The sequence below is a fragment of the Psychrobacter sp. Ps2 genome, assembly GCF_022129405.1.
Classification (GTDB): domain Bacteria; phylum Pseudomonadota; class Gammaproteobacteria; order Pseudomonadales; family Moraxellaceae; genus Psychrobacter.
This window is the reverse complement of sequence record NZ_JADQAM010000049.1, coordinates 33,875-59,530: the sequence shown is the minus strand read 5'-3', so window position 1 is coordinate 59,530 and position 25,656 is coordinate 33,875. Positions and strand designations below refer to the sequence as shown.

20 protein-coding genes and 1 tRNA gene are annotated in these 25,656 nt (G+C 42.2%); 13 read left to right on the top strand and 8 right to left on the bottom strand.

Annotated elements, in window-relative coordinates:
* Positions 1–49: 49 nt before the first annotated feature.
* Entirely contained in the window at positions 50–847 is a 798-nt protein-coding gene (locus I3254_RS06210; RefSeq protein WP_238052108.1) for a tRNA-(ms[2]io[6]A)-hydroxylase, read from the bottom strand.
* Between the two features lie 550 nt (positions 848–1,397).
* Between I3254_RS06210 and I3254_RS06205 the strand changes: the two genes are divergently transcribed.
* From I3254_RS06205 to I3254_RS06155, 11 genes are all read left to right on the top strand, one after another.
* Positions 1,398–3,596, top strand: a complete 2,199-nt coding sequence (locus I3254_RS06205) for a malate synthase G (protein ID WP_238052107.1) — start codon at positions 1,398–1,400, stop codon at positions 3,594–3,596.
* Positions 3,597–4,206: 610 nt separating this feature from the next.
* On the top strand, positions 4,207–5,271 hold the full coding sequence (locus tag I3254_RS06200) for a porin (RefSeq protein WP_238052106.1): 1,065 nt from the start codon (positions 4,207–4,209) through the stop codon (positions 5,269–5,271).
* Between the two features lie 191 nt (positions 5,272–5,462).
* Positions 5,463–7,097, top strand: a complete 1,635-nt coding sequence (locus tag I3254_RS06195) for a CTP synthase (RefSeq protein WP_238052105.1) — start codon at positions 5,463–5,465, stop codon at positions 7,095–7,097.
* Positions 7,098–7,312: 215 nt separating this feature from the next.
* Complete coding sequence (kdsA, locus tag I3254_RS06190) at positions 7,313–8,188, top strand: 3-deoxy-8-phosphooctulonate synthase (protein WP_201571001.1); 876 nt, start codon at positions 7,313–7,315, stop codon at positions 8,186–8,188.
* 27 nt (positions 8,189–8,215) lie between these two features.
* A complete protein-coding gene (locus I3254_RS06185; protein ID WP_165598099.1) occupies positions 8,216–8,473 on the top strand; it encodes a heavy-metal-associated domain-containing protein in 258 nt (85 codons plus the stop codon).
* Positions 8,474–8,727: 254 nt separating this feature from the next.
* A complete protein-coding gene (locus tag I3254_RS06180; protein ID WP_201578727.1) occupies positions 8,728–8,952 on the top strand; it encodes a cation transporter in 225 nt (74 codons plus the stop codon).
* Between the two features lie 235 nt (positions 8,953–9,187).
* The gene (locus I3254_RS06175; RefSeq protein ID WP_238052104.1) at positions 9,188–11,545 is read left to right on the top strand and encodes a cation-translocating P-type ATPase; all 2,358 of its coding nucleotides are present in this window, start codon (positions 9,188–9,190) and stop codon (positions 11,543–11,545) included.
* 325 nt (positions 11,546–11,870) lie between these two features.
* Positions 11,871–13,187, top strand: coding sequence for a phosphopyruvate hydratase (eno, locus tag I3254_RS06170; RefSeq protein WP_238052103.1), 1,317 nt, complete (start codon positions 11,871–11,873; stop codon positions 13,185–13,187).
* A 150-nt stretch (positions 13,188–13,337) separates the two neighbouring features.
* Positions 13,338–13,646: a septum formation initiator family protein gene (locus I3254_RS06165; protein ID WP_057761172.1), complete on the top strand. Its 309-nt coding sequence runs from the start codon at positions 13,338–13,340 to the stop codon at positions 13,644–13,646.
* Positions 13,647–13,816: 170 nt separating this feature from the next.
* On the top strand, positions 13,817–14,545 hold the full coding sequence (gene ispD, locus I3254_RS06160) for a 2-C-methyl-D-erythritol 4-phosphate cytidylyltransferase (RefSeq protein ID WP_238052101.1): 729 nt from the start codon (positions 13,817–13,819) through the stop codon (positions 14,543–14,545).
* A 235-nt stretch (positions 14,546–14,780) separates the two neighbouring features.
* Entirely contained in the window at positions 14,781–15,389 is a 609-nt protein-coding gene (locus I3254_RS06155) for a BLUF domain-containing protein (RefSeq protein ID WP_238052100.1), read from the top strand.
* 239 nt (positions 15,390–15,628) lie between these two features.
* Here I3254_RS06155 and I3254_RS06150 read toward each other — a convergent pair.
* The 4 genes from I3254_RS06150 to pyrC all read right to left on the bottom strand — a co-directional run bounded on the left by I3254_RS06150 (position 15,629) and on the right by pyrC (position 18,258).
* Positions 15,629–15,704, bottom strand: a tRNA-Glu gene (locus tag I3254_RS06150).
* A gap of 52 nt (positions 15,705–15,756) precedes the next feature.
* On the bottom strand, positions 15,757–15,954 hold the full coding sequence (locus I3254_RS06145; protein ID WP_134292217.1) for a hypothetical protein: 198 nt from the start codon (positions 15,952–15,954) through the stop codon (positions 15,757–15,759).
* Positions 15,955–16,236: 282 nt separating this feature from the next.
* Positions 16,237–16,896 (bottom strand): ribonuclease T, encoded by a 660-nt coding sequence (gene rnt, locus I3254_RS06140; protein ID WP_238052181.1) that lies wholly within the window; start codon positions 16,894–16,896, stop codon positions 16,237–16,239.
* Positions 16,897–17,187: 291 nt separating this feature from the next.
* On the bottom strand, positions 17,188–18,258 hold the full coding sequence (pyrC, locus tag I3254_RS06135) for a dihydroorotase (protein WP_238052099.1): 1,071 nt from the start codon (positions 18,256–18,258) through the stop codon (positions 17,188–17,190).
* A gap of 335 nt (positions 18,259–18,593) precedes the next feature.
* Between pyrC and I3254_RS06130 the strand changes: the two genes are divergently transcribed.
* The gene (locus I3254_RS06130; RefSeq protein WP_057761167.1) at positions 18,594–19,832 is read left to right on the top strand and encodes an argininosuccinate synthase; all 1,239 of its coding nucleotides are present in this window, start codon (positions 18,594–18,596) and stop codon (positions 19,830–19,832) included.
* 145 nt (positions 19,833–19,977) lie between these two features.
* On the opposite strand, the gene I3254_RS06125 is transcribed toward I3254_RS06130, so the two are convergent.
* Positions 19,978–21,246: a hypothetical protein gene (locus I3254_RS06125; RefSeq protein ID WP_238052098.1), complete on the bottom strand. Its 1,269-nt coding sequence runs from the start codon at positions 21,244–21,246 to the stop codon at positions 19,978–19,980.
* Between the two features lie 140 nt (positions 21,247–21,386).
* Between I3254_RS06125 and I3254_RS06120 the strand changes: the two genes are divergently transcribed.
* The gene (locus I3254_RS06120; RefSeq protein WP_179799649.1) at positions 21,387–21,902 is read left to right on the top strand and encodes a L,D-transpeptidase; all 516 of its coding nucleotides are present in this window, start codon (positions 21,387–21,389) and stop codon (positions 21,900–21,902) included.
* 147 nt (positions 21,903–22,049) lie between these two features.
* On the opposite strand, the gene I3254_RS06115 is transcribed toward I3254_RS06120, so the two are convergent.
* Both I3254_RS06115 and I3254_RS06110 read right to left on the bottom strand, forming a co-directional pair.
* Entirely contained in the window at positions 22,050–23,636 is a 1,587-nt protein-coding gene (locus I3254_RS06115; protein WP_238052097.1) for a CYTH and CHAD domain-containing protein, read from the bottom strand.
* Between the two features lie 153 nt (positions 23,637–23,789).
* On the bottom strand, positions 23,790–25,376 hold the full coding sequence (locus tag I3254_RS06110) for an isocitrate lyase (RefSeq protein ID WP_160022549.1): 1,587 nt from the start codon (positions 25,374–25,376) through the stop codon (positions 23,790–23,792).
* Positions 25,377–25,656: the final 280 nt, after the last annotated feature.

Sequence of the window (25,656 nt, the reverse complement as noted above, 5' to 3'; positions counted from 1 at the left end):
TTTACTTTCTACATTATATAGGTAGACATATTTAGGTAAGGCGTGGGTTTTAAGCAGGTGTACCACTATGAAAACGTAGCTCAGCATCTGGGCTACTGATTAATTCAGCCTCTACTTCCTTAAAGAAAGCAACTCGCTCATCGATATTCTCATCTGATAATGATTGAGCGAGTGCAAGATAATCTTCGAAATGACGACTCTCTGACTTGAGTAGATAACGATAATACTTCGCTAAGCGTTCATCATCGATGACTTCGGCCAATGCTGCAAAACGCTCACAAGAGCGCGCCTCAATAAATGCCCCGATTATCAATACATCGACCATCGCTGCTGGCTCGTAAGTGCGTTTGTGCTTCAACATACCTTTGGCGTAGCGTCCAGCACTTAGATATTTCCACTCTTGGCCGCGCTCATTCATGATACCCAGTACTTGCTCGTAGTGCAGCATCTCTTCGCGTATCAGCTGTGCGAGTTTACGTTGCAAGTCATACGAGAACTCATAACGAAATATCAAATTCATCGCAGTACCAGCGGCCTTTTTTTCGCAGTTGGCATGGTCTTGAATAATCATAGGTAGGTTTGCAATCGCGGCATTTACCCAAGATTGCGTGGTTCGAGCACCTAAGAAATTATAAACAGGAGATAAGTCTACCTTTATAGGAGTACGTAGATGCGTAATATCGACACTGTCTTCTTCAGGCAGCTCTTTTTCGATTAAATCTGTTCTAGTACTATTATTTACAGTTTGAGAAACATTTTCTTCGACAGATTTTTTTTCGATACTATCGTTATCTATAGTATTTGCTATTGATTGTAATGTTGCGAGGTCTTGTTGATTGATAGTCATAGTTTAAGGAAGCTTTATTTATGAATGGTAATACCAGTAATTATATCGTTAGTCTGACCTAGATACGATGCTAAATAACTGACAGTCATCAATAGGTGTTTATTAATAGATAACGATTAAGCATAATTAAAGATATCAATGATTACTTACTGTTTATATTAACTTTGCGGCATCTAGTTCCTGGATGATGATTATAGCTTCTAGAGTAGGCCACTTATACATTATCATTATTAAACAGCCTAAGTATTTACTTAGTGAATGGTGTTTCCTTGTTAATTTTATTATTTGATAGTAGGATGAGATTTTGCTCTTTAAGCATTTCGTCTTACTTTTATGATTCGCTCTTAGTAAAGAATAAACCTGATATCAATAGATTGCCTTTCATTAGAACATAAAAATTGCAGATATATCTTCTCAGAAAAATTAGAGAATCAAATATTCCACAACGAATGAGATATGAACGTTTAAACCTCATAAGATTAAAAAATCTTAAACAGTTACTGTCACAACTCAGTATTAGTACCCCTCACGAACAGATAAGGATAACAATATGAGCCAGTCTTCTAACACCAATCGTATTCAAAAAGGCAGTCTTGCCATCGATCAGCAGTTATATGACTTTATTGAAAACGAAGTACTACCGAAAGTCGGTGTGGATTCAGACGATTATTGGTCAGGTTTCGAAAAGGTTATTAAAGAGTTTACCCCGCGTAATAAAGCGTTACTTGCGACTCGTGACAAGATTCAAGCGCAAATTGACCAATGGCATCTAGATAATCCTGCAAAAGATGGCGAAATCGACTATCCAGCTTATAAGACATTTCTACAAGAAATTGGTTATTTGCTACCTGAAGGCGAAGCATTTACGGTTGATACCAAAAACGTCGATGACGAAATTGCACACATCGCAGGGCCGCAGCTAGTCGTACCAGTTCGTAACGCTCGTTATGCGCTTAACGCGACCAATGCGCGATGGGGTAGCTTATACGATGCTTTGTATGGCACCGATGTTATCAGTAGTGAAAATGGTCAAGAAGCGGGTGGTAGCTATAATCCTATTCGCGGTGCTGCTGTTGTCGCTTACGCTAAAGCGTTCTTAGATGAGCACTTTACACTAGCATCAGGTTCTTACAATGATGTGACTGGTTTTAAAGTAGTCGATGGCAAGCTAGAAGTCGTACAAGGTGATAGCAGTACCGAGCTAAAAGATACGGCTAAGTTTGTCGGTTTTGTCGGTGACGCTGAAACTCCTACAGGTATACTGTTAAAGAACAACGGCTTGCATGCTGAGATTCAAATCGATAGTAATCATCCAGTGGGTAAAGACGATCCAGCAAACATCAAGGACGTACTGCTTGAGTCGGCTATGACAGCCATTCAGGATTGTGAAGACTCAGTCGCTGCGGTAGATGCAGAAGAAAAAGTCGAAGTCTATCGTAACTGGCTTGGCTTGATGAATAGCGACCTACAGGAAACCTTTGAAAAGGGTGGCAAAACGCGTACGCGTAAGCAAAATCCAGATCGTGAATATAACACGCCAGATGGTGGCAAGCTGATCTTACCAGGTCGTTCGCTATTGTTGATTCGTAACGTCGGTCACTTAATGCAGAACCCTGCCATCTTAGTCGATCTAGGCGAGGGCCAAGAGCAAATATTTGAAGGCTTAATGGATGGCCTAATCACGCCCCTATTATCACTTAATGATATTAAAGGCAAAAACGAGCTATCAAACTCGCGTCAAGGCTCAATGTATATCGTGAAGCCAAAAATGCATGGCCCTGAAGAAGTTAAAATGGCCAATGACTTATTTAATGCATCAGAGGATCTGTTAGGTCTAGAACGCAATACGCTCAAAATCGGCATCATGGACGAAGAGCGCCGTATGACGGTCAACTTAAAAGAAGCAATCCGCCAAGCCAAAGAGCGCGTTATCTTTATTAACACAGGTTTCTTAGACCGTACTGGTGACGAGATGCATACCAGCATGAATGCAGGTCCATTTGTACCAAAAGGCGAGATGAAGTCGCAAGCATGGCAGCCTGCTTACGAGCAGTGGAACGTCGATATCGGTCTAGAGACAGGCCTACAAGGTCGTGCGCAAATCGGTAAGGGCATGTGGGCCAAGCCTGATGAGATGAAAGAGATGATGGATACTAAGGCTGCTCATCCTAAGTCTGGTGCTAGCACTGCATGGGTACCATCACCAACGGGCGCTACCTTGCATAGCATACACTATCATCAAGTCAGCGTAGCTGATGTACAGGACACGCTGAAATCACGCGAGCGTGCTAGCTTGGATGATATCTTGACCATTCCATTAGCGAAAAATACCGATTGGACTGATGAAGAAAAGCAGCAAGAGCTTGAAAACAATGCTCAAGGTATCTTGGGTTATGTCGTACGCTGGGTAAATCAAGGCGTTGGTTGCTCCAAGGTGCCTGATATCAATGATGTCGGTCTCATGGAAGATCGTGCTACTTTGCGTATCTCAAGCCAACATATTGCCAACTGGTTGCATCATGGCGTGGTTAGTGAGCAGCAAGTGATGGATACGATGAAACGCATGGCCAAGGTCGTCGATGAGCAAAATGCAGGCGATGATGACTATCAATCAATGGCAGATAACTTGGATAGCTCTTATGCATTCAAAGCCGCCTGTGATTTAGTATTCAAAGGCCGCGCACAGCCTAGTGGTTATACTGAGCCATTGTTGCATCAAGCACGTTTGGATCTCAAAGCAAACGCTTAGAACAATAGACTAAATATGACAGGTATTTGAGCACATTTGGTGAGCAAGTATGCCAGTCAGTCTTGCTCGTTTGTAACTGATAAATTTGCTCAAATAGATTATTAACTTCTTAATTAGCGCTATTTATTTTTTAGTAAGTAGCGCTTTATTTTGGACTATTATTCGATGTCTATTATAAAAATTTAAGAATATTAGTAATTGTATTAACCAATATTATTTGTATCTAATTGAGTAAGTAGAAGTTTTTTCACAATCGTTCAAATAAAATAAAGTATCTGTTATTTGATAATAGTTGTATCGAAAAGGCAAAAAAATATGTTGCAAATTATGTCAAAGTTGTTATGCTTGTATTCGAAGTATGAGTTTGGTAACGGATGTTACGCAATGGAAGGATAAAAACTAAAGATTACATGGCAGTTACTTTTTTAATCCCAGTTATGTAAATCATGGTTTTTTTCATCTTACTGTAATAGAACTTCGCCACACTTGTTTCTGACTAATCTCGGTAGCCAGTTACACATTATATCTTTGAGGATTTGTGACGATACCATTATGGGCGCCAGCTAATAACAGCTTGCTCATTACTACAATTGTAAAGTGGAGATACCCCATGAAAAAACTACTTTTAGCTACAGCCGTTGCTGCTCTATCTGTTTCTGCAGCCAATGCCGCTCCTACCTTATATGGTAAAGCATTTGTTACTGCCGACTATGTAAATGCTGAGTTTGATGCAGCTGGTAGCACGAATGATTATGATGAAGACACTGTAGAGATTAACTCTAACTCTTCACGTATCGGTATCAAAGGCTCTGAAGCCTTAACTGCCAACACTGACGTTATCTATCAGCTAGAGTATGGTACTCGTGTTGACGGTGATAAAGATGGTTTCACTAACCGTGATACATATCTTGGTGTCGTGAACAAAAACTTTGGTGAGATCCGTGCTGGTAAAAACCAATCTACTTTAGATTATGTAAATAATGTAATCGTAAATGACGGTTACTGGGATAATTTAGGTGGTAACAAACTTGAGTCAAATGAGTCGCAAGGTGGCTTAAATATGGCTGATAGTAGCCGTATTAAGAGTTCAATTGTTTGGAAGACTCCAAAATATAATAACCTACCATTACAGCTTTCTGTAATGTATAGTTCTGATGAAGCAAATGGCAACAAAGATGACGGATTCGGCGCTGCAATGATGTTTGATCAAGGTACTGGCTTTACTGCTGGTGTGGCATATGATAAAGATCAAAACATCGATGGTGATATCATCCGTGGTACAGCGACTGTCGATCTAGGTAAATACATGGCCGCTCCTATTACTTTAGGTGCATTGTATCAAGTAGCAGATTTTGACTACGAGGGTGATACCGAAAAAGAGAAAGGTTTTGTTCTTAGTGCAGCAATGGGTTTAGCCAACTTTGCTCGTCCAGCAACCATCTATACTCAGTACAACAATACCTCGAACCTAGATGGCGTCGACAACGCTGATTCAGACCAAATAGTGGTCGGGGGTAAATACTTCTTCAAAGACAACATCATCGCTCATGCTTATGCGGGTATGAACAAAGCTGAAAACGTCCAACCTACAGGTACAGACGATAAGCCTTATGTAGGCGGTAAAGGTGATGTTGATGTAGTAGTAGTTGGTGGTGGTCTAGAATACTTATTCTAATCTAACCATTAGAATCTGAATAAAAAACTCATCCTTCGGGGTGAGTTTTTTGTTGCGTAGCGTTTTAATAATAGAAAAATGTTTGCTACCAGCACGAAAACATAAGAGTTTCAGACAGTTTGCATTTTTGCCCTATATTTTATGGCGTATTTTTAGTAAAATCCTTCTTTACCAATTACCGACAGAGTACTATGACCAAGTTTATATTCGTGACCGGTGGGGTAGTGTCCTCACTAGGAAAAGGTATCACCGCAGCTTCTCTTGCAGCGGTCTTAGAAGCACGTGGCGTGACTGTCACGATGACCAAAATGGATCCGTATATTAACGTTGATCCAGGTACAATGAGCCCGTTTCAGCATGGTGAAGTATTCGTCACTGAAGATGGCGCAGAGACCGATTTAGATTTGGGTTATTACGAGCGCTTCTTGCGTCACTCAAAAATGAGTAAGAGTAATAATTTTACCAGTGGCCGTATTTATCAGAATGTATTGAATAAAGAACGCCGTGGTGAGTATCTAGGCGGTACTGTACAGGTTATTCCGCATATTACTGATGAAATCAAAAACAAAATCCTTGCCAGTGGCGAAGGGTATGACATCGCTATTATCGAAATTGGCGGTACCGTTGGTGATATCGAATCACTTCCGTTTATGGAAGCCGTACGTCAGATGCAAGTAGAGCTTGGCCGCAATAGAGCCATGCTAATGCATCTTACTTTGGTACCGTATATTGCTAGTGCGGGTGAGACCAAAACTAAGCCAACGCAGCATTCAGTAAAAGAGCTGCGATCTATTGGCCTACAGCCTGATATCTTAATCTGCCGCTCTGACCATCATATCTCACAAGACAACCGTCGCAAGATTGCGCTATTTACTAACGTTGAAGAGCGTGCGGTTATTATGTGTGAAGATGCGCAGAGTATCTATCAGATACCGCGTACATTGCATGAGCAAGATCTTGATGATCTAATCTGTGAGCGTTTCGGTCTTGATGTGCCTGAAGCTGATTTGAGCGATTGGGACAGAGTGGTTGAAGCACAGTTGAATCCAGAAGGAACAGTGACTGTTGCGATGGTCGGCAAATATGTTGAGCTACCAGATGCTTATAAGTCTATCAACGAAGCATTGCTACACGCAGGTATCACTCATAAAGTAGATGTGAAGATTGACTATATCGACGCTGAACGTCTAGAAGATGATGATACTTTACTTGCGCAGCTAAACGATGCTGATGCTATCTTAGTACCAGGCGGTTTCGGTGAGCGCGGTACGATGGGCAAGATAAAAGCCATCACTTATGCTCGTGAAAACAATGTTCCATATTTAGGCATTTGTCTTGGTATGCAGCTGGCTGTGATTGAGTACGCACGTAACGTACTTAATATTAACGCCAACTCTTCTGAGTTTGATCGTAAGACAGCTGAGCCTATCATTGGTCTGATCACTGAGTGGTTAGATGAGCGCGGCGAGCTACAGATTCGTAGTGATGATTCAGACCTTGGTGGCACGATGCGTCTAGGCGCACAGCAAGCAGAGCTGGTTTCTGGTAGTAAGCTAAGCCAAATTTACGGTGCGAGCAATATCACTGAGCGTCATCGCCATCGCTATGAGATGAATAACCGTTATATCGAGCCGCTAGAGCAAGCAGGTATGACGATATCTGGTTATTCTGCCAAGCAGCATTTAGTAGAATCGGTTGAGATTTCTGAGCATCCATGGTTTGTTGCTGTACAGTTCCATCCTGAATTTACTAGCTCACCACGTGGTGGTCATCCATTGTTTAACAGCTTTGTAAAAGCGGCTAAGAACCATAGCGAAGCAAAATAGCTCTCAAAATGTAATGTATATTGAAAGCGTTTATTATAAAAAAGACTGATCTTCGGATTGGTCTTTTTTTTGCTTAATCCAAGCTGCTGGACATTATTAAACAGTCAATATCCTCATTAATAATCTCTAATTACGCTTGCATACTTTTTTTAATCAGCCTATCGGTTACAATATGGGATAGAGATATTAATAACAAAATAAGAGGTAGTGGCTTCATGGAAAATTTATTGACCGCACAATCACATATCACGCTCAACACTCCTAATAACGATACGATTAAAATTGGTAACGACCAGCCTTTTGTATTGTTTGGTGGTATGAATGTTTTAGAGTCTAAAGAATTGGCATTTGAGATTGCTGAGCAGTACGTTGATATTTGCCAGCGCTTGGGTATCGGCTATGTTTTTAAAGCGAGCTTTGATAAAGCCAACCGCTCAAGTCTGCATTCGTATCGTGGGCCTGGTTTAGAGCAGGGTATCGATTGGCTAGGTCAGATCAAAGAAAAATTCCAAGTACCGATTATCACTGATGTGCATGAACCACATCAAGCAGCACCCGTCGCTGAAGTGGCCGATATTATTCAGCTACCTGCATTTTTGTCGCGTCAGACAGATCTAGTGCATGCGATGGCAAAAACAGATGCCATTATTAATATCAAAAAGGCGCAGTTTTTGGCTCCTCACGAGATGCGTCATATCGTCAATAAATGCCTAGAGGGTGGTAATGATAAATTGATACTTTGTGAGCGTGGTAGTGCTTTTGGTTATAATAATCTGGTCGTGGATATGCTTGGTTTTGATACCATGAAGCAGATGGATATACCGGTATTCTTTGACGTGACGCATAGCTTACAACAGCCAGGTGCACGTAGTGATAGCGCTGGTGGACGTCGTGAGCAGATTACAACGCTTGCCCGTGCAGGTATGGCTACAGGGTTGGCAGGGTTGTTTTTAGAAGCGCATCCAAACCCAGAAACTGCAAAATGTGATGGTCCATGTGCGCTGCGTATGAGCCAACTAGAGCCGTTCTTACGTCAGCTTAAGCAAATTGATGATTTGGTCAAAGGTTTTGAAGTATTGGATACTCATTGATACGGTACGTAATAAGAGGGCTATACAATGGCAATTCAGATGGCGCAAGTAAGCATCGAAAATATTGACGATGAAGAAGGCTTAGATAGCGTAATGACTGTGCTTAAAAACATCTCAGGCGTGACGGCTATTAATTTGGATCCTAAGCATAATGTCGCAACGGTAAGCTATGATGATACAGATACTAGTATCCATGCCTTAACAGCAGCGATTAGTATGGTGGACTATGTGACTCAGCCATTTCCGATTGATTCACCACAGAACCCGCACCATAACGATTTATAATTACAAATAGCTATTGCTATAAATTTGTTGATGCGCTCTTTTACGTTTTTATTAATAAGTTACTGTCTCGTTAATAGCATTTCGTTAATAAAGCAACAACCAAACGGCCTTGTTGTCGAGGATAATAGGGCTTATGCTTATTTAATGTAGCTTTGATAGTTGCTCTTACTTTGATAACTTAAAAAATATCAAAGTAAGCATTAACAGAATCACTATTAGAGTTGCTCATTACTAATAAAAATAAGGAGCCCAATATGGCAGATCAAACACGTATTATTAAAATTGACGGTATGACTTGTGGCGGATGCGTAGCAAGCGTACATACAGCAACAGCTGATATTGATGGATTAGAAACTATTACCGTTGACCTAGCTGATAACCTAGCGACGATAACCTTTGATGATAGCAAAACCAGTGCAGAGGCTATTGCTTCAGTTATTGATGATGCAGGATTTGAGGCGACAGTTGCTAATTCATAAATCTCATCACTTATTTACAGAACCAGCTAACATGTTATTACACGCATGATAGCTGGTTTTTTAATGATTAACGATTATGAGTCTTCAGTCTCGATACTTTAATACATTGCTACTTCTCTAAAGTAATCATACTGAATACGATATTACCCAATTGCTTTATTTGAATTTTTTGCCCACCCACTGATATTTTATCGTGGTTCCTACAAATTTATAGGCACCATGACGAGTTTTATTTATGAACGATACCACCCGTACTACCAAAAATGAGTCTTATGATATCGAAACTGATGTTGAGTCCAACACGCCACTGACACCGCAACGCGCGCATTTGCAATTGGCGATTGATGGCATGACTTGTCAGGCCTGCGCCTCAAGAATCGAGAAGGTGCTTAACAAAAAGCCTTCGGTGTATGAGGTAAGTGTAAGTTTCGCTGGCGAGACCGCCAATGTTGATTATGATCCAACCCAGACGACGCCCGAACAGGTGACAGAGTGGGTGAATAAAACAGGCTTTGTGGCTAATGTGCAGGCAGCCGATAGCTTATTTGCTCAGACTGACGAAGATACTGCCACTCAATACCCATGGCGTTTAATCGGATTATGGGTTTGTTTGGTGCCATTTTTGGTGGGTATGGCAGGTATGTTGGCGGGTTTTGGTATGGTGTGGATGCCGCCAGTCTGGGTGCAATTTATTTTAGCGACTGTAGTACAGTTTGGCTTAGCGTTACCGTTTTATAAGAGCGCATGGGCATCTATAAAAGGTGGCCTTGCCAATATGGATGTGCTGGTGGTCATTGGTACCGTGACGATATGGGCGTATTCGACTTATCTTTGGCTCACGCATGGCGATGGTACTTTAAACAGCCTATTGCAAAGTGGGCATCTGGGCGGACACGGTGCCATTAACAGCCCAGCCGTATATTTTGAAGCAGGGGTGATGGTCATTGCCTTTGTGCGTACAGGTAAATATCTTGAGGAACGTACCAAGAAGCACAGCCTAAACAGTATTGATTTATTATTGTCACTGACACCTGATGAAGTAGAGCAGCAGCAGTTAAATGGTGAATTTCATAATATTGCGTTATCTGATGTGCAAGTGGATGACGTCCTACGTGCAAAACAAGGCAGCCGTGTCGCTACAGATGGTACCGTCATAGAAGGCAGCGGCTGGTGCGTGGAGAGTCATTTAACTGGCGAGTCGGTAGCTCTCAAAAAAGAACAAGGCGATGGATTGCTGGCAGGTGCTTTGGTAGAGAATGGCAGTCTGCTATACCGTGTCAGTGCGAAGGGCAGTGATACTAAGCTGGGTGATATGGTGCAAGCATTGAGTGATGCACAAGGTTCAAAAGCCAATCTAGCGCGACTCGCGGATCGAGTAACGGCTATTTTTGTCCCTGTAGTGGTAACGATTGCGTTGGTTACCTTTGGAGTCACATGGTGGCTGACAGGTATGGTTGATACTGCACTAATGCACGCAGTATCGGTGTTGGTTATTGCTTGTCCTTGTGCGCTTGGTCTGGCCACGCCAGCGGCGATCATGGCTGGTATGGGCGTTGCCGCGCGTCATGGTGTGTGGTTCAAGGATGCACAAAGTCTTGAGGTAGCAGGTAATATCGATACGGTAGTACTCGATAAAACAGGCACATTGACTATTGGCAAACCTACTATCGTCGATCATGTCATGGTGGATAAATCGCTTGCTGTGGACGATGTATTGCAGATTGCAGCCAGTGTCGAGGCGCATGCCAGTCATCCATTAGCAACTGCTCTGGTAAACACAGCTAAAGACCGTCAATTAAATCTATTTAATGTGACTGACATCAGTGTGATAAAAGGCGCTGGTATACAAGCAAATATCGAAGGGCTTGGATTAGTAAAAGTGGGTACGGCAGAGTTTGCGAACTTGACGTTGCCAAGATTCATGCCAAAAGTATGGCAAATTGCTAGTACCGTTGCGATTAGTATCAATGATGAGCCATTAGGTGCATTTGCCTTAGCCGATGACTTAAAGGCAGATACGCCGCAAGCAATCGCTGCACTACAAAATGCAGGTATTAATGTGATTCTGATGAGTGGTGATAAGCAGTCCGTCGTCGATCATGTAGCAGGGCAGTTGGGTATTGATAAGGCTTATGGCAAGATGAGCCCACGTGACAAGGCCAGCCAAATTGCACTATTGCAAACTGCTGGTCATAAGGTAGCGATGGCAGGAGACGGCGTCAACGATGCGCCAGCGATGGCTACTGCTGATGCCAGTTTTGCGATGTTTGAGGGGACTGATGTCGCTCAGCATAGTGCTTCTGCACGTCTCATGGGTGAGTCGCTCATGCATATCGATGCGGCACAAAAAATCGCTCAAGCAACGCTACACAATATTAAGCAAAATCTATTTTTTGCCTTTATTTATAACTGTCTTGGTATTCCGCTTGCTGCGCTTGGGTTTTTAAATCCGATGATTGCTGCCGCTGCGATGGCGCTTAGCTCCATCTCAGTACTCATGAATGCACTACGATTGACACGGTTTAAGACAGAGGTTGAGTTAGATAATACGGTATCTGCCCCGCACACCAATGAAACGCGTTTAGCGAAATAATAATTGCTATAGTAGCGCTGATATTTCATCAACGCAGACCAAACAATTATATGAGATATACCTATCTATGATGATATTTATGATCGCAAGTCAGTGTAAGATAAGGGAAGTTTGATAAAATATATGCTATGATGCCAAGCACGATAGCCAACCGTTAATCTGTTCAATAAGCTTTCCATCATATGCAAATATAGTCATATGGCAGAAAGGCTTGAAGGGATTCTAGGTGTATTGGCTATATGATATTTTTCTTTATCTTTTTTGTATGCTAGCTGCCGTTATTTATCTCACAAACTTGGCATGACCAAAGGAATTAACAGACATTATGTACGCTGAAGAAACCAACAACGTCACCGCAATTAAAGACATTCGCGCTCGTGAAATTTTAGACTCGCGCGGCAACCCAACTATCGAAGCTGATGTGATCTTAGCTGATGGCACTGTCGGCCGTGCTGCGGCGCCAAGTGGCGCATCAACAGGTTCACGTGAAGCGCTTGAGTTACGTGATGGCGACAAATCTCGCTATATGGGTAAAGGCGTCAAAAAAGCCGTTTCTAATGTCAACAGTCAAATCCGCAGTGCCTTGATTGACAAAGATGTGACTGAGCAAGAGGCCATTGATGATGCCATGATTGCGCTAGATGGTACAGAAAACAAAGAAAGCTTGGGTGCCAATGCCATGCTAGCTGTGTCACTTGCGACGGCCAAAGCGGCAGCCAAGTCACAGAATCTGCCATTACATCAATACATTGCCAATCTACGTAATCAAACGTCGTTGACCATGCCTGTGCCGATGATGAACATCTTGAACGGTGGCGAGCACGCGGACAACACCGTTGATATTCAAGAGTTTATGATTGAGCCTGTAGGCTTCACTAGCTTCTCAGAAGCGCTGCGTGCTGGTACAGAGATTTTTCATAGCTTAAAGTCTGTGTTGAAATCACAAGGTCTCAACACTGCCGTTGGTGATGAAGGTGGTTTTGCACCTAACCTACGTAGCAACGAAGAAGCCATCACGGTTATCATGCAAGCGATTGAGCAGGTTGGCTACAAAGCGGGTGAAGATATTCATCTTGCGCTAGATTGTGCAGCTAGTGAATTTTACAAAAACGGTCAATACGTCTTGGCAGGTGAAGGTAATAAAGCCTTTGATAGCCAAGGGTTCTCAGACTATCTAGTTGGGCTAGCACGTCAATATCCTATTATCTCTATCGAAGACGGTCTTGATGAGTCGGATTGGGATGGTTGGAAGTATTTGACCGAGCAGATTGGCGATAAAGTCCAATTGGTTGGTGATGATTTGTTTGTAACCAATCCTACAATCTTGCAAGAAGGTATTGATAAGCATATTGCCAATGCTATTTTGATTAAATTTAATCAAATTGGCACCTTGTCAGAAACGCTAGATGCGATTTATATGGCTAAGAAAAATGGCTATGCAACCATCATTTCACATCGTTCAGGTGAAACGGAAGACAGCACCATTGCAGACTTGGCAGTTGGTACAGCGGCAGGCCAGATCAAAACTGGCTCACTATGTCGTTCAGACCGCGTAGCGAAGTACAACCAATTGCTACGTATCGAGCAGCAAGTACGTGCAAGCTATCGTGGCCGTGAAGAGTTTATCGGTCTACGTGGCTAAGAGTCTGACTGGCTTTTTAGCGTAATATACGTTGAAAAGCCTAGACTCATTAGCTGAAGTCAATATTTGGGCGATATATAATCATTTGTATATCGCCTAATCAGCTTAAATTTTACTATCCTCTTTTATACCGTTTGGCGTTATCACCTTATGAAATATTTTAGCCAATTTATACTACTTGCTTTAGCCGTTGCAGTGCTTTTAGGATTGCAATATCAGTATTGGTTGGGTGAAAATGGCCGATTTGAACACAATAAGTTGACAGCTCAAATCGAAGAGCAACAACGTTTGAATGACAATCAAGTTGCAGCAAACAACTTACTACGCACCGATGTTCAAGATTTAAAAACGGGACTTGAGGCCGTAGAAGAGCATGCTCGCTTAGATTTAGGTTTAATCAAACCCAATGAGACTTTTGTCCAAGTATCCACCGCACCCACCACGCACAGCAACTATTAGCTTTATAAGTACACTAGCTTTCACGAATACACTAATTTTTACGACATGAATTAATTTTCATGATGCAGCATCATAATGTTGTTATTATCTAACACCATTCATCATACTTAACATCTGCTTTATTCCTCTTTACATATACTGTCATGGGCTCAAACCATGAGTACATCACTATGAATACAACCCCTAATATACATGCCATGATCGTCGCAGCTGGTCGCGGCAGCCGTTTTGGTGCGTCTATCGCCAAGCAATATACAATGCTAGAAGGTCAGACGCTATTGCAGCATAGCGTGGCACGACTTGCTTGTAGTGATTACATTGACAAGTGTCTATTGGTCATATCAGCCGATGACGGCATGGCTCAACAATTAGAGTTTGCACTTCCTATACGCTATGCAGTCGGCGGAGCAGAGCGTTGGCAGTCAGTACAGTCGGGCGTTGAAGCGATTAGTCAGACAGGTGCTGATGATTCAGATTTGGTGCTTATTCACGATGCAGCACGTCCTGCTGTACCAAGTTCAGATATCGATCAAGTGATTGAAGCAGCGATGCTGGAGCCTTACGGCGCTATTCTAGCGACACCAGTGGCCGATACGTTAAAAGCTTCCTATCAGCAAGCTACCTCCGCAGAAGAGAGTCGTCCACATTCTTATACCAAATCTACTATTGATCGTATCAACATGTGGCAAGCACAAACCCCGCAAGTATTCCGCTTAGGTCAATTAAAAAAAGTCCTAAATCATGTGTTTGAACATCAGCTAAGCATCACAGATGAAGCCAGTGCTTTTGAACAACTAGGTTTACCAATACGCTTAGTATCTGGTAGTCGCCAAAATATAAAACTGACCTATCCTGATGATGCGGTACTGTTAACAGCGATTATGGCGCTTCAGTCTTAGTTTCAACTCTGCTTCCGCTAACGAGCATCAGCTTTACTCCTTTGTCCAGTAATAGGTTGCTTTAATGACCAAACTAACCTATGATGTAACTAACTTAATACAATTAATATAAAAACTTATAAAATCAATAATATATCAGACCGATTCATTACGCTTAGTTATGTTGTCTCTATATTTTTTCTGAAGTTAGTATGATTGTTTTAGCGACATTTACCTGATAATAGGGAGAAGCTGATTGTCAACAATCAACGATTCAACAAATCCAGTAACGCCAGATCTCTGCCAGCTTGTATATATAAGCCGGATTACCTCTACTGGTCTTTCAAGTCCTAGCACGCTTAATGATATCTCAGAGACCGCGGTTGAACGCAATCAAATAGATAATATCACAGGTATTCTTTGCTATGGCAATGGCTACTTTTTACAGTGTGTCGAAGGCTCAGAGCAGGCACTAACCAATCTAAAAAATCGTTTGTTGGTGGATGATCGACATAAAGAATTAAAGATTTTAGATTTTTCTGAAATTACCAAACGCCGTTTTGCCGGTTGGTCATTACGTTCGATTGCCCTTGAGCGTTGGATGACTAAAGAGCCTGAGCTTAAAAAGTTAATGCCATTTAAGCCGTATGAATGGGATTCTAATGAGTGGCAGAAGTTCTTAGACATATTGCAAGGCTACTATGAAGAGCAAACGAGAACAGGTAACGTTGATACGCCTCCTGTCAAATACAGCACGCTAGGGGTGACTCTAAGTAAAGTTGTAGGGCAGCATCAGGCGTTCTTTTTAATCCAGACGATATTGGGATTGATGATAGTGGCTACGTTGCTATGGTTACTCTTGTAATCGATAGATATGAATAAATTTCCCATTGAGCCAAGCTATATTTATAATTAATAAGACAACCAAAAGAAAAAGCCAGCATTCAATTGATGCTGGCTTTTTTATTTAAAGGAATAAGTTGGCTTTTAATGACAGACATAAAAAAACCCAGTTCATAATAAATCATGAACTGGGTTTTTGGTGGTACGCTTGTTAGTCTAATCTAATGCTAAGCAATAGTGCTAACAAGTGACGCCAAATAGTGGCGTCCCCAGGGGGATTCGAACCCCCGTTACCGCCGTGAAAGGGCGGTGTCCTAGGCCTCTAGACGATGGGGACTAGTAACAACACTTCAACTGCTTTCACCATTTATGCTGAAGTGGTGCGTATTTTAATAGCGACGGCGCTTCCTGTCAAGCCTTTTTCTACGTCTTTTTAAAATTAAATATCTTTTTTTAATTGCGCGACGAGGATGTAGGTCATTTCGCTTTAAATGATAGCGAATCCATAAAGAAGTACAGGCGCTAATCGTCAATGCAAGAAGCATATAGCCGAGAATGGTGCCCCATAACTTGAGCTGTGGATCCATAATAAAGTCCCTCCTATTAATCTTGATAATGCTTACTATCAAGACAGTGTGAGCAACTTAAACCATCTATAGGATATAACTACATCGTTTAAGATGTGATATTTTATCATCAGACAGTTATTCGTATCGAATAGAAAAACTACGTCTGTCATCACTAAAATAGTTCCGTCTATATATTATGATATCAATCATATCCCTATTGATTGCCAAATCAAGATGTCAAAGTCATCAAGTATTACAAATAGCACTATTATGTATGATTGGCAATATAGGATATGTGACTTATTGACTGTCGCTATCAGCTGACTCTTCTTTCGCGTCTTCATTGTGCAGCGCATTGGACAACATAGGGTAGTTATTTAGTATATGACAGAATAGCTCAGCAGTCTTTTGAGTGTCATACAGAGCTGAGTGAGCATTCTTGCCATCAAACTCCAATCCTGCTGCTTTACAAGCGCGTGCTAGGACGGTTTGACCAAATGCTAAAGCTGATAGGGTTACGGTATCGAATACTGAAAAGTTATGAAATGGATTGTGATTTTTGCTATTGGTTCGTAGCACAGCTGCATTCAAAAAGGCCAAGTCAAAATGGGCATTATGTCCAATTAAGACACATTGACGGCATTCTTCATCACGGCGTACGTCTTTTAACCCTTTAAAGATTCGGCGCAATGCTGTCTTTTCATCTTCAGCAATGGCTTTGCGCATTGGGTTTTTAGGGTCAATACCGGTAAAGGCAAGGGCGCTTGGCTCTAAGTTTGCGCCTTCAAAAGGCTCGATATGAGCGTTAAAAGCTTCACCTGGATGAAATACACCTTGCTCATTTAGCAAGACGGGAATGCAGGCAATTTCTAACAGGGCATCGGTCTGGGCGTTGAAGCCTGCTGTTTCCACGTCGACGACGACAGGCAAGAACTTGCGAAAGCGGTCTTTCAAGGCCATAGGCGCTTGCTCATCTGTCTCTGAAGCTGCATCTTTCGGAGAAGTATTTAGAGTAGCATTAAGACTGGCAGATTTAGGGTGTGATAAGTCTTGGTCAGGCAAGGTCGCTATGTTTCGATTGGTCATATAAAGTTAAATCACTTTTATCAGTCGTACTAATATATTGAATAAGAAATAAGCATCCTATGATACTAACTGCACCTTTAGTACAAAGAAATCTACTACAAAGGTATCATTAATATCATAGGATAAAATAATAGGTCGTTTATTGAATGCTAAGCTTTGCAGGCGTTAAGCCTTAATTGACCAAGGTAACGTCTCACCTGCCATCAAGGGCGTCAATGATGCGCCATCAAAATAAGGATAGTCAGTCGGTACTTGCATAGGCGTGTTAACAAGCGTGATAGTACTTTCATTTAGAGGTAAGCCGTAGAACTGAGCGCCAAAACGACTGGCAAAACCTTCAAGCTTGTCTATTTTTCCAACACTATCAAAGGCGGTCGCATACAAAGGCAGCGCCGTGGCTGCACTATAGCAACCTGCACAGCCACAAGCGGCTTCTTTTTTGTCTGTCGCATGTGGCGCAGAGTCAGTACCTAAGAAGAACTTTGGATTACCACTAGTAGCCACATCTAATAGCACTTTTTGATGGCTTTCACGCTTTAAGATAGGCAGGCAATAAAAGTGCGGTTTGATACCACCAACCAATAGATGATTGCGGTTAAACATCAAATGCTGCGGCGTAATAGTGGCAGCAACATGGTTGCCTTGTGACAATACAAAATCTGCCGCATCGCTGGTAGTGATGTGCTCTACTACTATTTTCAACGTAGGGAATTTCACGATAATTTGTGCTAATACTTCGTCTAAGAAACGCTTTTCACGATCAAAGATATCTATATGGTCTTGGGTTACTTCGCCATGTATCAGTAGAGGTAGATTGTACTTTTCTAGTGCTTCAAAGACATCGACGCAGGCATTGATATTGGTGACGCCGTCTGCGGAGTTGGTAGTCGCCCCAGCAGGATAGAGTTTGACTGCCTGTACGATACCTGACTGCGCTGCCAACTCAATATCTTGGGCAGTGGTATTATCCGTTAAGTATAGAGTCATACGTGGATCAAAAGCTGACTTGCGCTCAAGACTTAAATCACTTGCTGCTAATTTCTCCATGATACGTGCGCGGTAGGCAATCGCATCCTGCGCATTTTTGACTGGAGGCACAAGGTTAGGCATACAGATGACACGGTTGAAGCTGCTTGCTGCATGAGGTACGGTCGTGCTCAAAGCGAGATCGTCACGCAAATGAATATGCCAGTCATCTGGCTGAAGGATGGTCAATTCTCTAATCGAATCAGTCATAGTGTCAAAGCGCTCTATATCGTCAAATAAAGGAAACAAAAGGGAGTAATACTGTGGGTCTATCATAACAGATTTGCCCACTTGACTAAATATAAGGCTAGATATCTGTACATAATTCATCGAGCTAAGATTAATATCTTGTCGTTAAACGATGTTTAAATTCTAATGGCAAAAATGAGGTTGACTAGAATTTAAGTCAAAAGCGCACGCCTTATGGCAGTTAGACTTTTGCCCATAGTAAATATGATGTACACTGAGCAGGTAATTATCGTTCGACTTGCTTTTGATTTGATCGTCGCCTTTTCTAAAACTATATTTCATAATGGGAGTTCTTCATGGCTCAACTTGATCCAAAAAATATCAATAAAATCGTCTTGGCTTATTCAGGTGGTCTTGATACCTCAATCATCGCTAAATGGCTACAAGAAACTTATGATGCGGAAGTAATCACCTTTACCGCTGATATCGGTCAAGGCGAAGAAGTTGAGCCAGCACGAGCCAAAGCTCAAGCAATGGGTATCAAGCATATCCATATCGAAGATTTGCGCGAAGAGTTCGCTCGTGATTATGTATTTCCTATGTTCCGTGCTAACGCCATTTACGAAGGTGAGTACTTGCTAGGTACGTCTATTGCTCGCCCATTGATTGCCAAGCGTTTGGTTGAGATTGCTAAAGAGCATAACGCCGATGCTATCAGTCATGGTGCGACTGGTAAAGGCAATGACCAAGTTCGTTTTGAGCTAGGTGCAGTCGCCTTATCACCAGACGTAGTAACTATTGCTCCTTGGCGCGAGTGGGATCTATCAAGCCGCGAAAGCTTGATGAAGTATGCTGAAGAGCATGATATCGCAATCGATTATGCGGGCAATAAGAAAAAATCTCCTTACTCAATGGATGCTAACTTACTGCATATCTCTTATGAAGGCGGTGTCCTAGAAGAACCGTATACTGAAGCAGAAGATGATATGTGGCGCTGGTCTGTTAGCCCAGAAGAAGCACCTGATGAAGCGCAATATCTAGAACTAGAATACGAAAAAGGCGACATCGTTGCTATCGATGGTGAAGCACTTAAGCCTTATGAAGTCATGATTAAGCTGAACGAAATCGGCGGCAAACATGGTATCGGCCGTTTAGATATCGTTGAAAACCGTTACGTCGGCATGAAGTCACGTGGTTGCTACGAGACGCCAGCGGGTACTATTATGCTAAAAGCGCATCGCGGTATCGAATCACTAACGCTTGATCGTGAAGCTGCCCATCTAAAAGATGAGCTCATGCCACGCTACGCAAAAATCATCTACAATGGCTATTGGTTCAGCCCTGAGCGTATGATGCTACAAGCATTGATTGACAAGTCACAAGAATACGTCAACGGTACCGTACGTGTAAAACTGTATAAAGGTAGCGTGAGCGTTGTTGGTCGTAAGTCTGACGATTCATTATTTGATGAAAAAATTGCTACTTTCGAAGATGATGCGGGCGCTTATGATCAAAAAGACGCAGAAGGCTTTATCCGTCTAAATGGCTTACGTCTAGCTATCGAAGCTAGCCGTGGTCGCGATTTATCTAAGTAAGTTTTTGGGCTACTGATAGCCAATTCATAACTTAGATCGCATAATAAAAAAGAGACTCTATGTTGATAGGGTCTCTTTTTTTATGGTTAGTAAATGATTGCTAAAACCATCACTTTTAGAATAGCTGTCTTAATAGTAAAGATTTTTACTCAGCTTTTTCTGTCTCTGTAACGTTAGATTCATCTTCGTCTACCATTACAATGGCTACATCTTGCTGTTGGCGCTCATCAATGGCATCTTGTTCTAATACTTCTTCAGTTGCCAGGATCGCACCGTCAGATTTTTGCGATTGGTATTTCAAGGTAGCGAGTGCACCAAGGACACCAACGACAAGTATGATGATAAGAATGACAGGATTTTTCCATAGCGGTGTGGAAGCCTCATACTCGATGGGCTTTTCACTAGTGGTGGTCGGTGTATTGTCGTTATTGCCGCCGATTAATCCCAAACTTACTAAAGGCGGTTTAGGCGGATTGGCTGGTTCAGAGTTAACGCGCAGTCGATTTCGGCTGAGATAGATATCTGAGATTTTGGCCAACTGTAACAACCAACGTTGATGTGGTAAGGCAACGGCATGCATCTCCGTAAATACCAGCATATCGTTGTGACGACCCTGCTGTAGATTGTCAGGTGAGCGCCCAATGGCTTTTAGGTAATTGCCTGTTGCCATTTGCATGTCTTGCACAGGTTCATAGTTTTCAGGTTTGAATCCAGTCAGCTCATACCAGTAAGGATCAAAAGAAGGTGGAGTGCTTGATAGCTGCTCAGCATTTAATAACGTACGCTCCGCATTACTCTCTGAGTTGTTCTCTATCGCTTCAACAGCTTCAGTAGTTGATTTGGGCAGGTCACTATTGCTTTCTGTCTCAGCAGATGAAGTATGCGCATGCTTTGGGCTAAATCGTGCCGCTGATAAAAACTGTGGTTGTAGCGCAAACCATTTATTGATCTCATCACTGTCTAGTTGACTGTATTCTGTCAGGATAGCCAATTCACGCAGCACAATCACGCACAATGAGGTGAGTAGAGTTTGAGCCTGTTGCATCGTTGCATCAATCTTCTCAGCGATATGTTCGCTTGCCTTTATGACACGGGCGTTATCACTAAATACAGCATCTGCTGCATCGTGACGATGGTAGAGTGTGGCGCTAATGGTTGCAAAGTTCATTGAGTTATACTGTCGTAACTCTTTGACAGCACTACGACTAAACAGCTTTTTGCTGACTGCTTGTCCCTGATGACGCTGCTGATAGGCGAGCAATGCACTTACGATGGCTTGTAGACTGGCATCCATCCCTAAGCGAGCTTGCGGTAGAGAGAGCTGTGCCGCATCGGCCAAAAGTGACAGCATAGGCTGGGTATCATGATATAAAAAATCATACATCGACACACGTGTCGGTGAAATAGTCGTCATAATCTGCTAGCATCAAAAAGTGTGCCCCTATATTACGGTGCCAAATGTCTTGATACAATCCCTTGATAATAGAAATTTTCAATCATTTTACTAATAACCTTGATAGTAATCTGATGAATGACTGATAGTCGGAAGCATTTATGACCAATAATAAGACGCTTGATAAACAACTCATGATTAATATCGCTGAGCAAACATTAACGATGTACCAGCAGCAGACTGAGGTTGCGAGATACGTAGTCTCCACTGCAAAGAATGGTATTGGTAGTCAGCAGGATAGTGGTTGCACGCCGCTCGGTAGGCATGTCATTGAACAGAAAATAGGTGGTAGTGAGCCTATGAATGCGGTATTTGTCGGGCGTGTGCCGACAAGTGAGATATACGATGCAAATCTTGGTGAGCTACATCCCAAGCGTGACTGGATATTGAGCCGTATTCTTTGGTTAAGCGGTCTTGAAGAAGGGTTAAACAAAGGTAGCAATGGCCAAGGTGGTTGTGATACTTATGAGCGCTATATCTATATTCACGGTACACCAGATACTGAACCAATGAGTATTCCGCTATCACATGGCTGTATCCGTATGCGTAATGAAGATATTGTAGAATTATTTGAGCAAGTAGAAGAGGGTATGCCTGTTACGATTGTGGCTAATTAGGACGTGTTGCCCATTTAGCCATGGCGCTGACAGAAATTATTTCAACACAATAAAAAAAGACAGCCTGTTATATAACAAGCTGTCTTTTTTATGGAGTGGTTTTACTTTATGAAATCAGTATCCGTCATAAACGTAATATTCCTACTTCTACCAAAACGTTGAGCTGTCTGCAAATTTTGCTAAACGTGCATCAATATGACTTTGGTCATCAGTCAGTATGGCAGCGAACCAACCTGCACCATATAAAGCATTAGCATCTGTTGTTGATTTCAATTCATAAAACTGCTGATATTGATTATCATCGTTCAGTTGTTCTAACGCTTTTTGCGCTTTTATTAGCCGTTTTAGCCAACGTTTGGTTTTCTTTTTAGCTTTTTTCTTGCTTAGTAAAGGTGTGGAAAATTCACTGATGTAACGCAAATCTTTTAATTGACTAAGCAGGTCGCTTTCAGGTTGGTCATTATCAGCAACATTTGTGCTTACATTTGTGTCATCGCTCACAAGCTCAGCAACACTTACTTCGTCAGCTTTTCTATTGGTTTTAAGACATTTTTTATATTGTTTAGAAAGGACTTTCGTTAGCTTATCGCGGGCAAGCTGATCAGTCTGAGGTTCAATGCTGGGGTCGCTCATAGTAAAGGCAATCAGCTCTAGCAAGGTTATCTGAAAGTCATTGGCTTGCAGCGTATTGATCGGTGTGATTTTTATGTTCTCGATATCTGTCGTCCAATCAACAGCAGGGGCTCCGAGTGCCTGTAGCTCAGGCTCGATATAGGTATTGATATGAGTGAGTTGGTAATAATTGTCCAGCAACGACGAGGTTTGCTTTAGTATCGGTAGCCAGTCAGGATTGATCTCGTCAGAAAAGCTATCAAATGCTGTTAACGCAGCCTGCAAGCGCTCAAGACCAATGCTTACCTGCAAAACATGCTCGTCATCAATGCTTCCAGCGACGATAGCACTGCTGTTTGGTAGTATCTGCAATAAGCAATTGTGTACGACCGCACGTATAAAGGCAGGCGCACTACTGTCTTTGTCTATTTGCAATTGACTTAGATTTGCGTTGACCGCTGGACTGTGATTTTGTCCGTTAATAAGTAAGCCACCGTTTTCAGCTTTGGTCACGGTAGATAGACACAGCTTATAGCGCTTGCACCATGTTTTGGCAGTCGTAAATAGAAAATCTAAATCTCCTGATACCAGTTCAAACTCTATCTCTTGAATGGCTTTGCGTAGCGAGTCATCAGTACCATGAATAATCTCTCCTTGATCGTAAGCCATTTCGATACAATTATCGGTTTCATCCTCATTACTTTCTGTTAGCAACCGCGTAGTGCGCTTGACGTCAGTAACATAAAGTCGTGTTAGCGTCTTCGCTAGCTTTTTAAGTTTAAAGTCAGCCAATGCTGCAGCGACTGGAGTGTCTTGATATACCGCTAAATCAGGCATCAGCTCATTATTATCGAGCATCGCTTGTACTTGCTCATTATCGAGTACGGCATTGTGCTCCAAGCGTGCCGCGATACCATCCCCACCAGCTTTAATGGTTTGTACCCATGTATCGCCTTCTTTGCGAATACGCAGACCGATACCTGCCTGTGCAAGCTGTTGGTCAGGCGTATCGTAATAGTGTGCAGCCAGTTGCATCACTTGTGAGGATTTAACGTGCGTTTGACGCATTAATCCCTTTAGTCGTGACTCTGGTACCAAAAACTTCAGCTCTATCTCTTGCATATTAGCTCCTAATAATTCTGACTAATGGCTCTGATCGATGGTTGTGATAAACAATTATTAGTCTACCATTCTCTGATTATTTAAACCGCAATAAAAAACCGCCCTACATGATGTAGGGCGGTTTTTTGATAAATACTGCTAGTCTGTCAGTTATTAGAACTGGTTCATCGTGTTCTTGCCGCCGCCAGCTTTCAGAGCGTTATCGCCTGAGAAGATTTCTTTGTGGTCATCGCCAAGGTCTGAACCAGCCATTGCTTGGTGCTTAACACAAGAGATACCTTCGCGGATTTCTTTACGCTGTACGCCAGCTGCATAAGCAAGCATGCCTTCTTCACCGAAGTAGCCTTTAGCAAGTTCATGAACGCTAAGAGCAGTCGTGTGGTAAGTCGGTAGCGTGATTAAGTGATGGAATACACCAGCTTCACGTGACGCATCACGTTGGAAGTTTTTAGCGGCTACGTCAGCGGCTGCATCAAGTTCAGTACCGTCGTAATCAGCACTCATCAAGTCATCTTTATTGTATGCAGAGACGTCTTTGCCTTCTTCTTCCCACTGAGCGATAACTTGCTTACGGAAGTTAAGCGTCCAGTTGAATGATGGGCTGTTGTTGTATACAAGCTTGGCTTTAGGCTGTTGCTCTTTAATACGGTCAACCATCATTTTGATGTGTTCTACGTCTGGAGTCGGTGTTTCGATCCATAGTAGGTCAGCGCCGTTTTCTAGAGCTGTTACACAGTCAAGTACAACACGGTCAATGTTAGTCTCTTCACGGAACTGATATAGACCGTTAGGTAGACGAACTGGGCGTACTAGTTTGCCGTTGTGCTTAAGTAAGCTGTCGTTTTCTTGAGCATTCTCTAGCGTTACTTCTTCCATTTCGATGAAATCGATGTATTTAGAAGCAAGGTCGCCTGGCTCATTTGATACTGGGATTTTTTGCGTTAGTGATGCGCCTTCAGAATCAGTACGAGCAACGATAACGCCGTCTTCAACACCAAGCTCTAGGAATGCATAACGGATAGCGTTTAGCTTAGAGATGAAGTCTTCATGCGGTACAGTTACTTTACCAGCCTGGTGACCACATTGCTTAGCATCAGATACTTGGTTTTCAACCTGAATAGCACAAGCACCAGCTTCGATCATTTGCTTAGTCAATAGGTAAGTAGCTTCTTCATTACCAAAACCTGCATCGATATCAGCGATGATTGGCACAACATGTGAATCAAAGTTTTCAATTTTTTCTAGGATAGCAGAAGTATCTTGGCCAGCTTCTTCAGCAGCGTTTAGCTCACGGAAGTAGTCGTTCAATACTTTAGCATCTGCTTGACGTAAGAAGGTGTAGATTTCTTCGATTAGCTTAGGTACTGACGTTTTTTCATGCATAGATTGGTCAGGTAGTGGACCAAACTCAGAGCGTAGGGCAGCTACCATCCAACCTGAAAGGTAGATGTAAGTTTTAGAGGTCGTACCGAAATATTTTTTCTTAGCGTACATAGTTTGCTGTGCCACAAAACCATGCCATGCACCTAAAGACTGCGTGTACTGAGACGTATCATTGTCATAATCTTCCATGTCTTGACGCATGATTTTTGCAGTATATTTTGCGATATCCAAACCCGTTTTGAAACGGTTTTGTGACATCATACGTGCAGCATCAACTTCGCTAATGTTCTGCCAGTTGCCGTGCTTTTGCTTTAATTCACGTACTAAGTCGATCGCTGATTTATATGCAGTTGACATTTATAGTCTCCTTGGTGGGGTGTAAAAACAAATAAGTTAATTGTTAAAATAATGGGTCTGTCGTTTTACTAAAATCCGCTTTACTAAAACCTTTGTACTAAAAAGTAATATTCAAAATTTGGTCTATCTTTTATCTATCGAAGCTCTATTTACCCTAAACAAACCGCTAGGCTATTACAAGAAATTTGCTGAACTCAACAGTTGAAAATAATTGCTGGTTTATAAATATTTATCGATTCTCACTATATATCTAAAAGGTATCTGAATACTTAATAGGCAG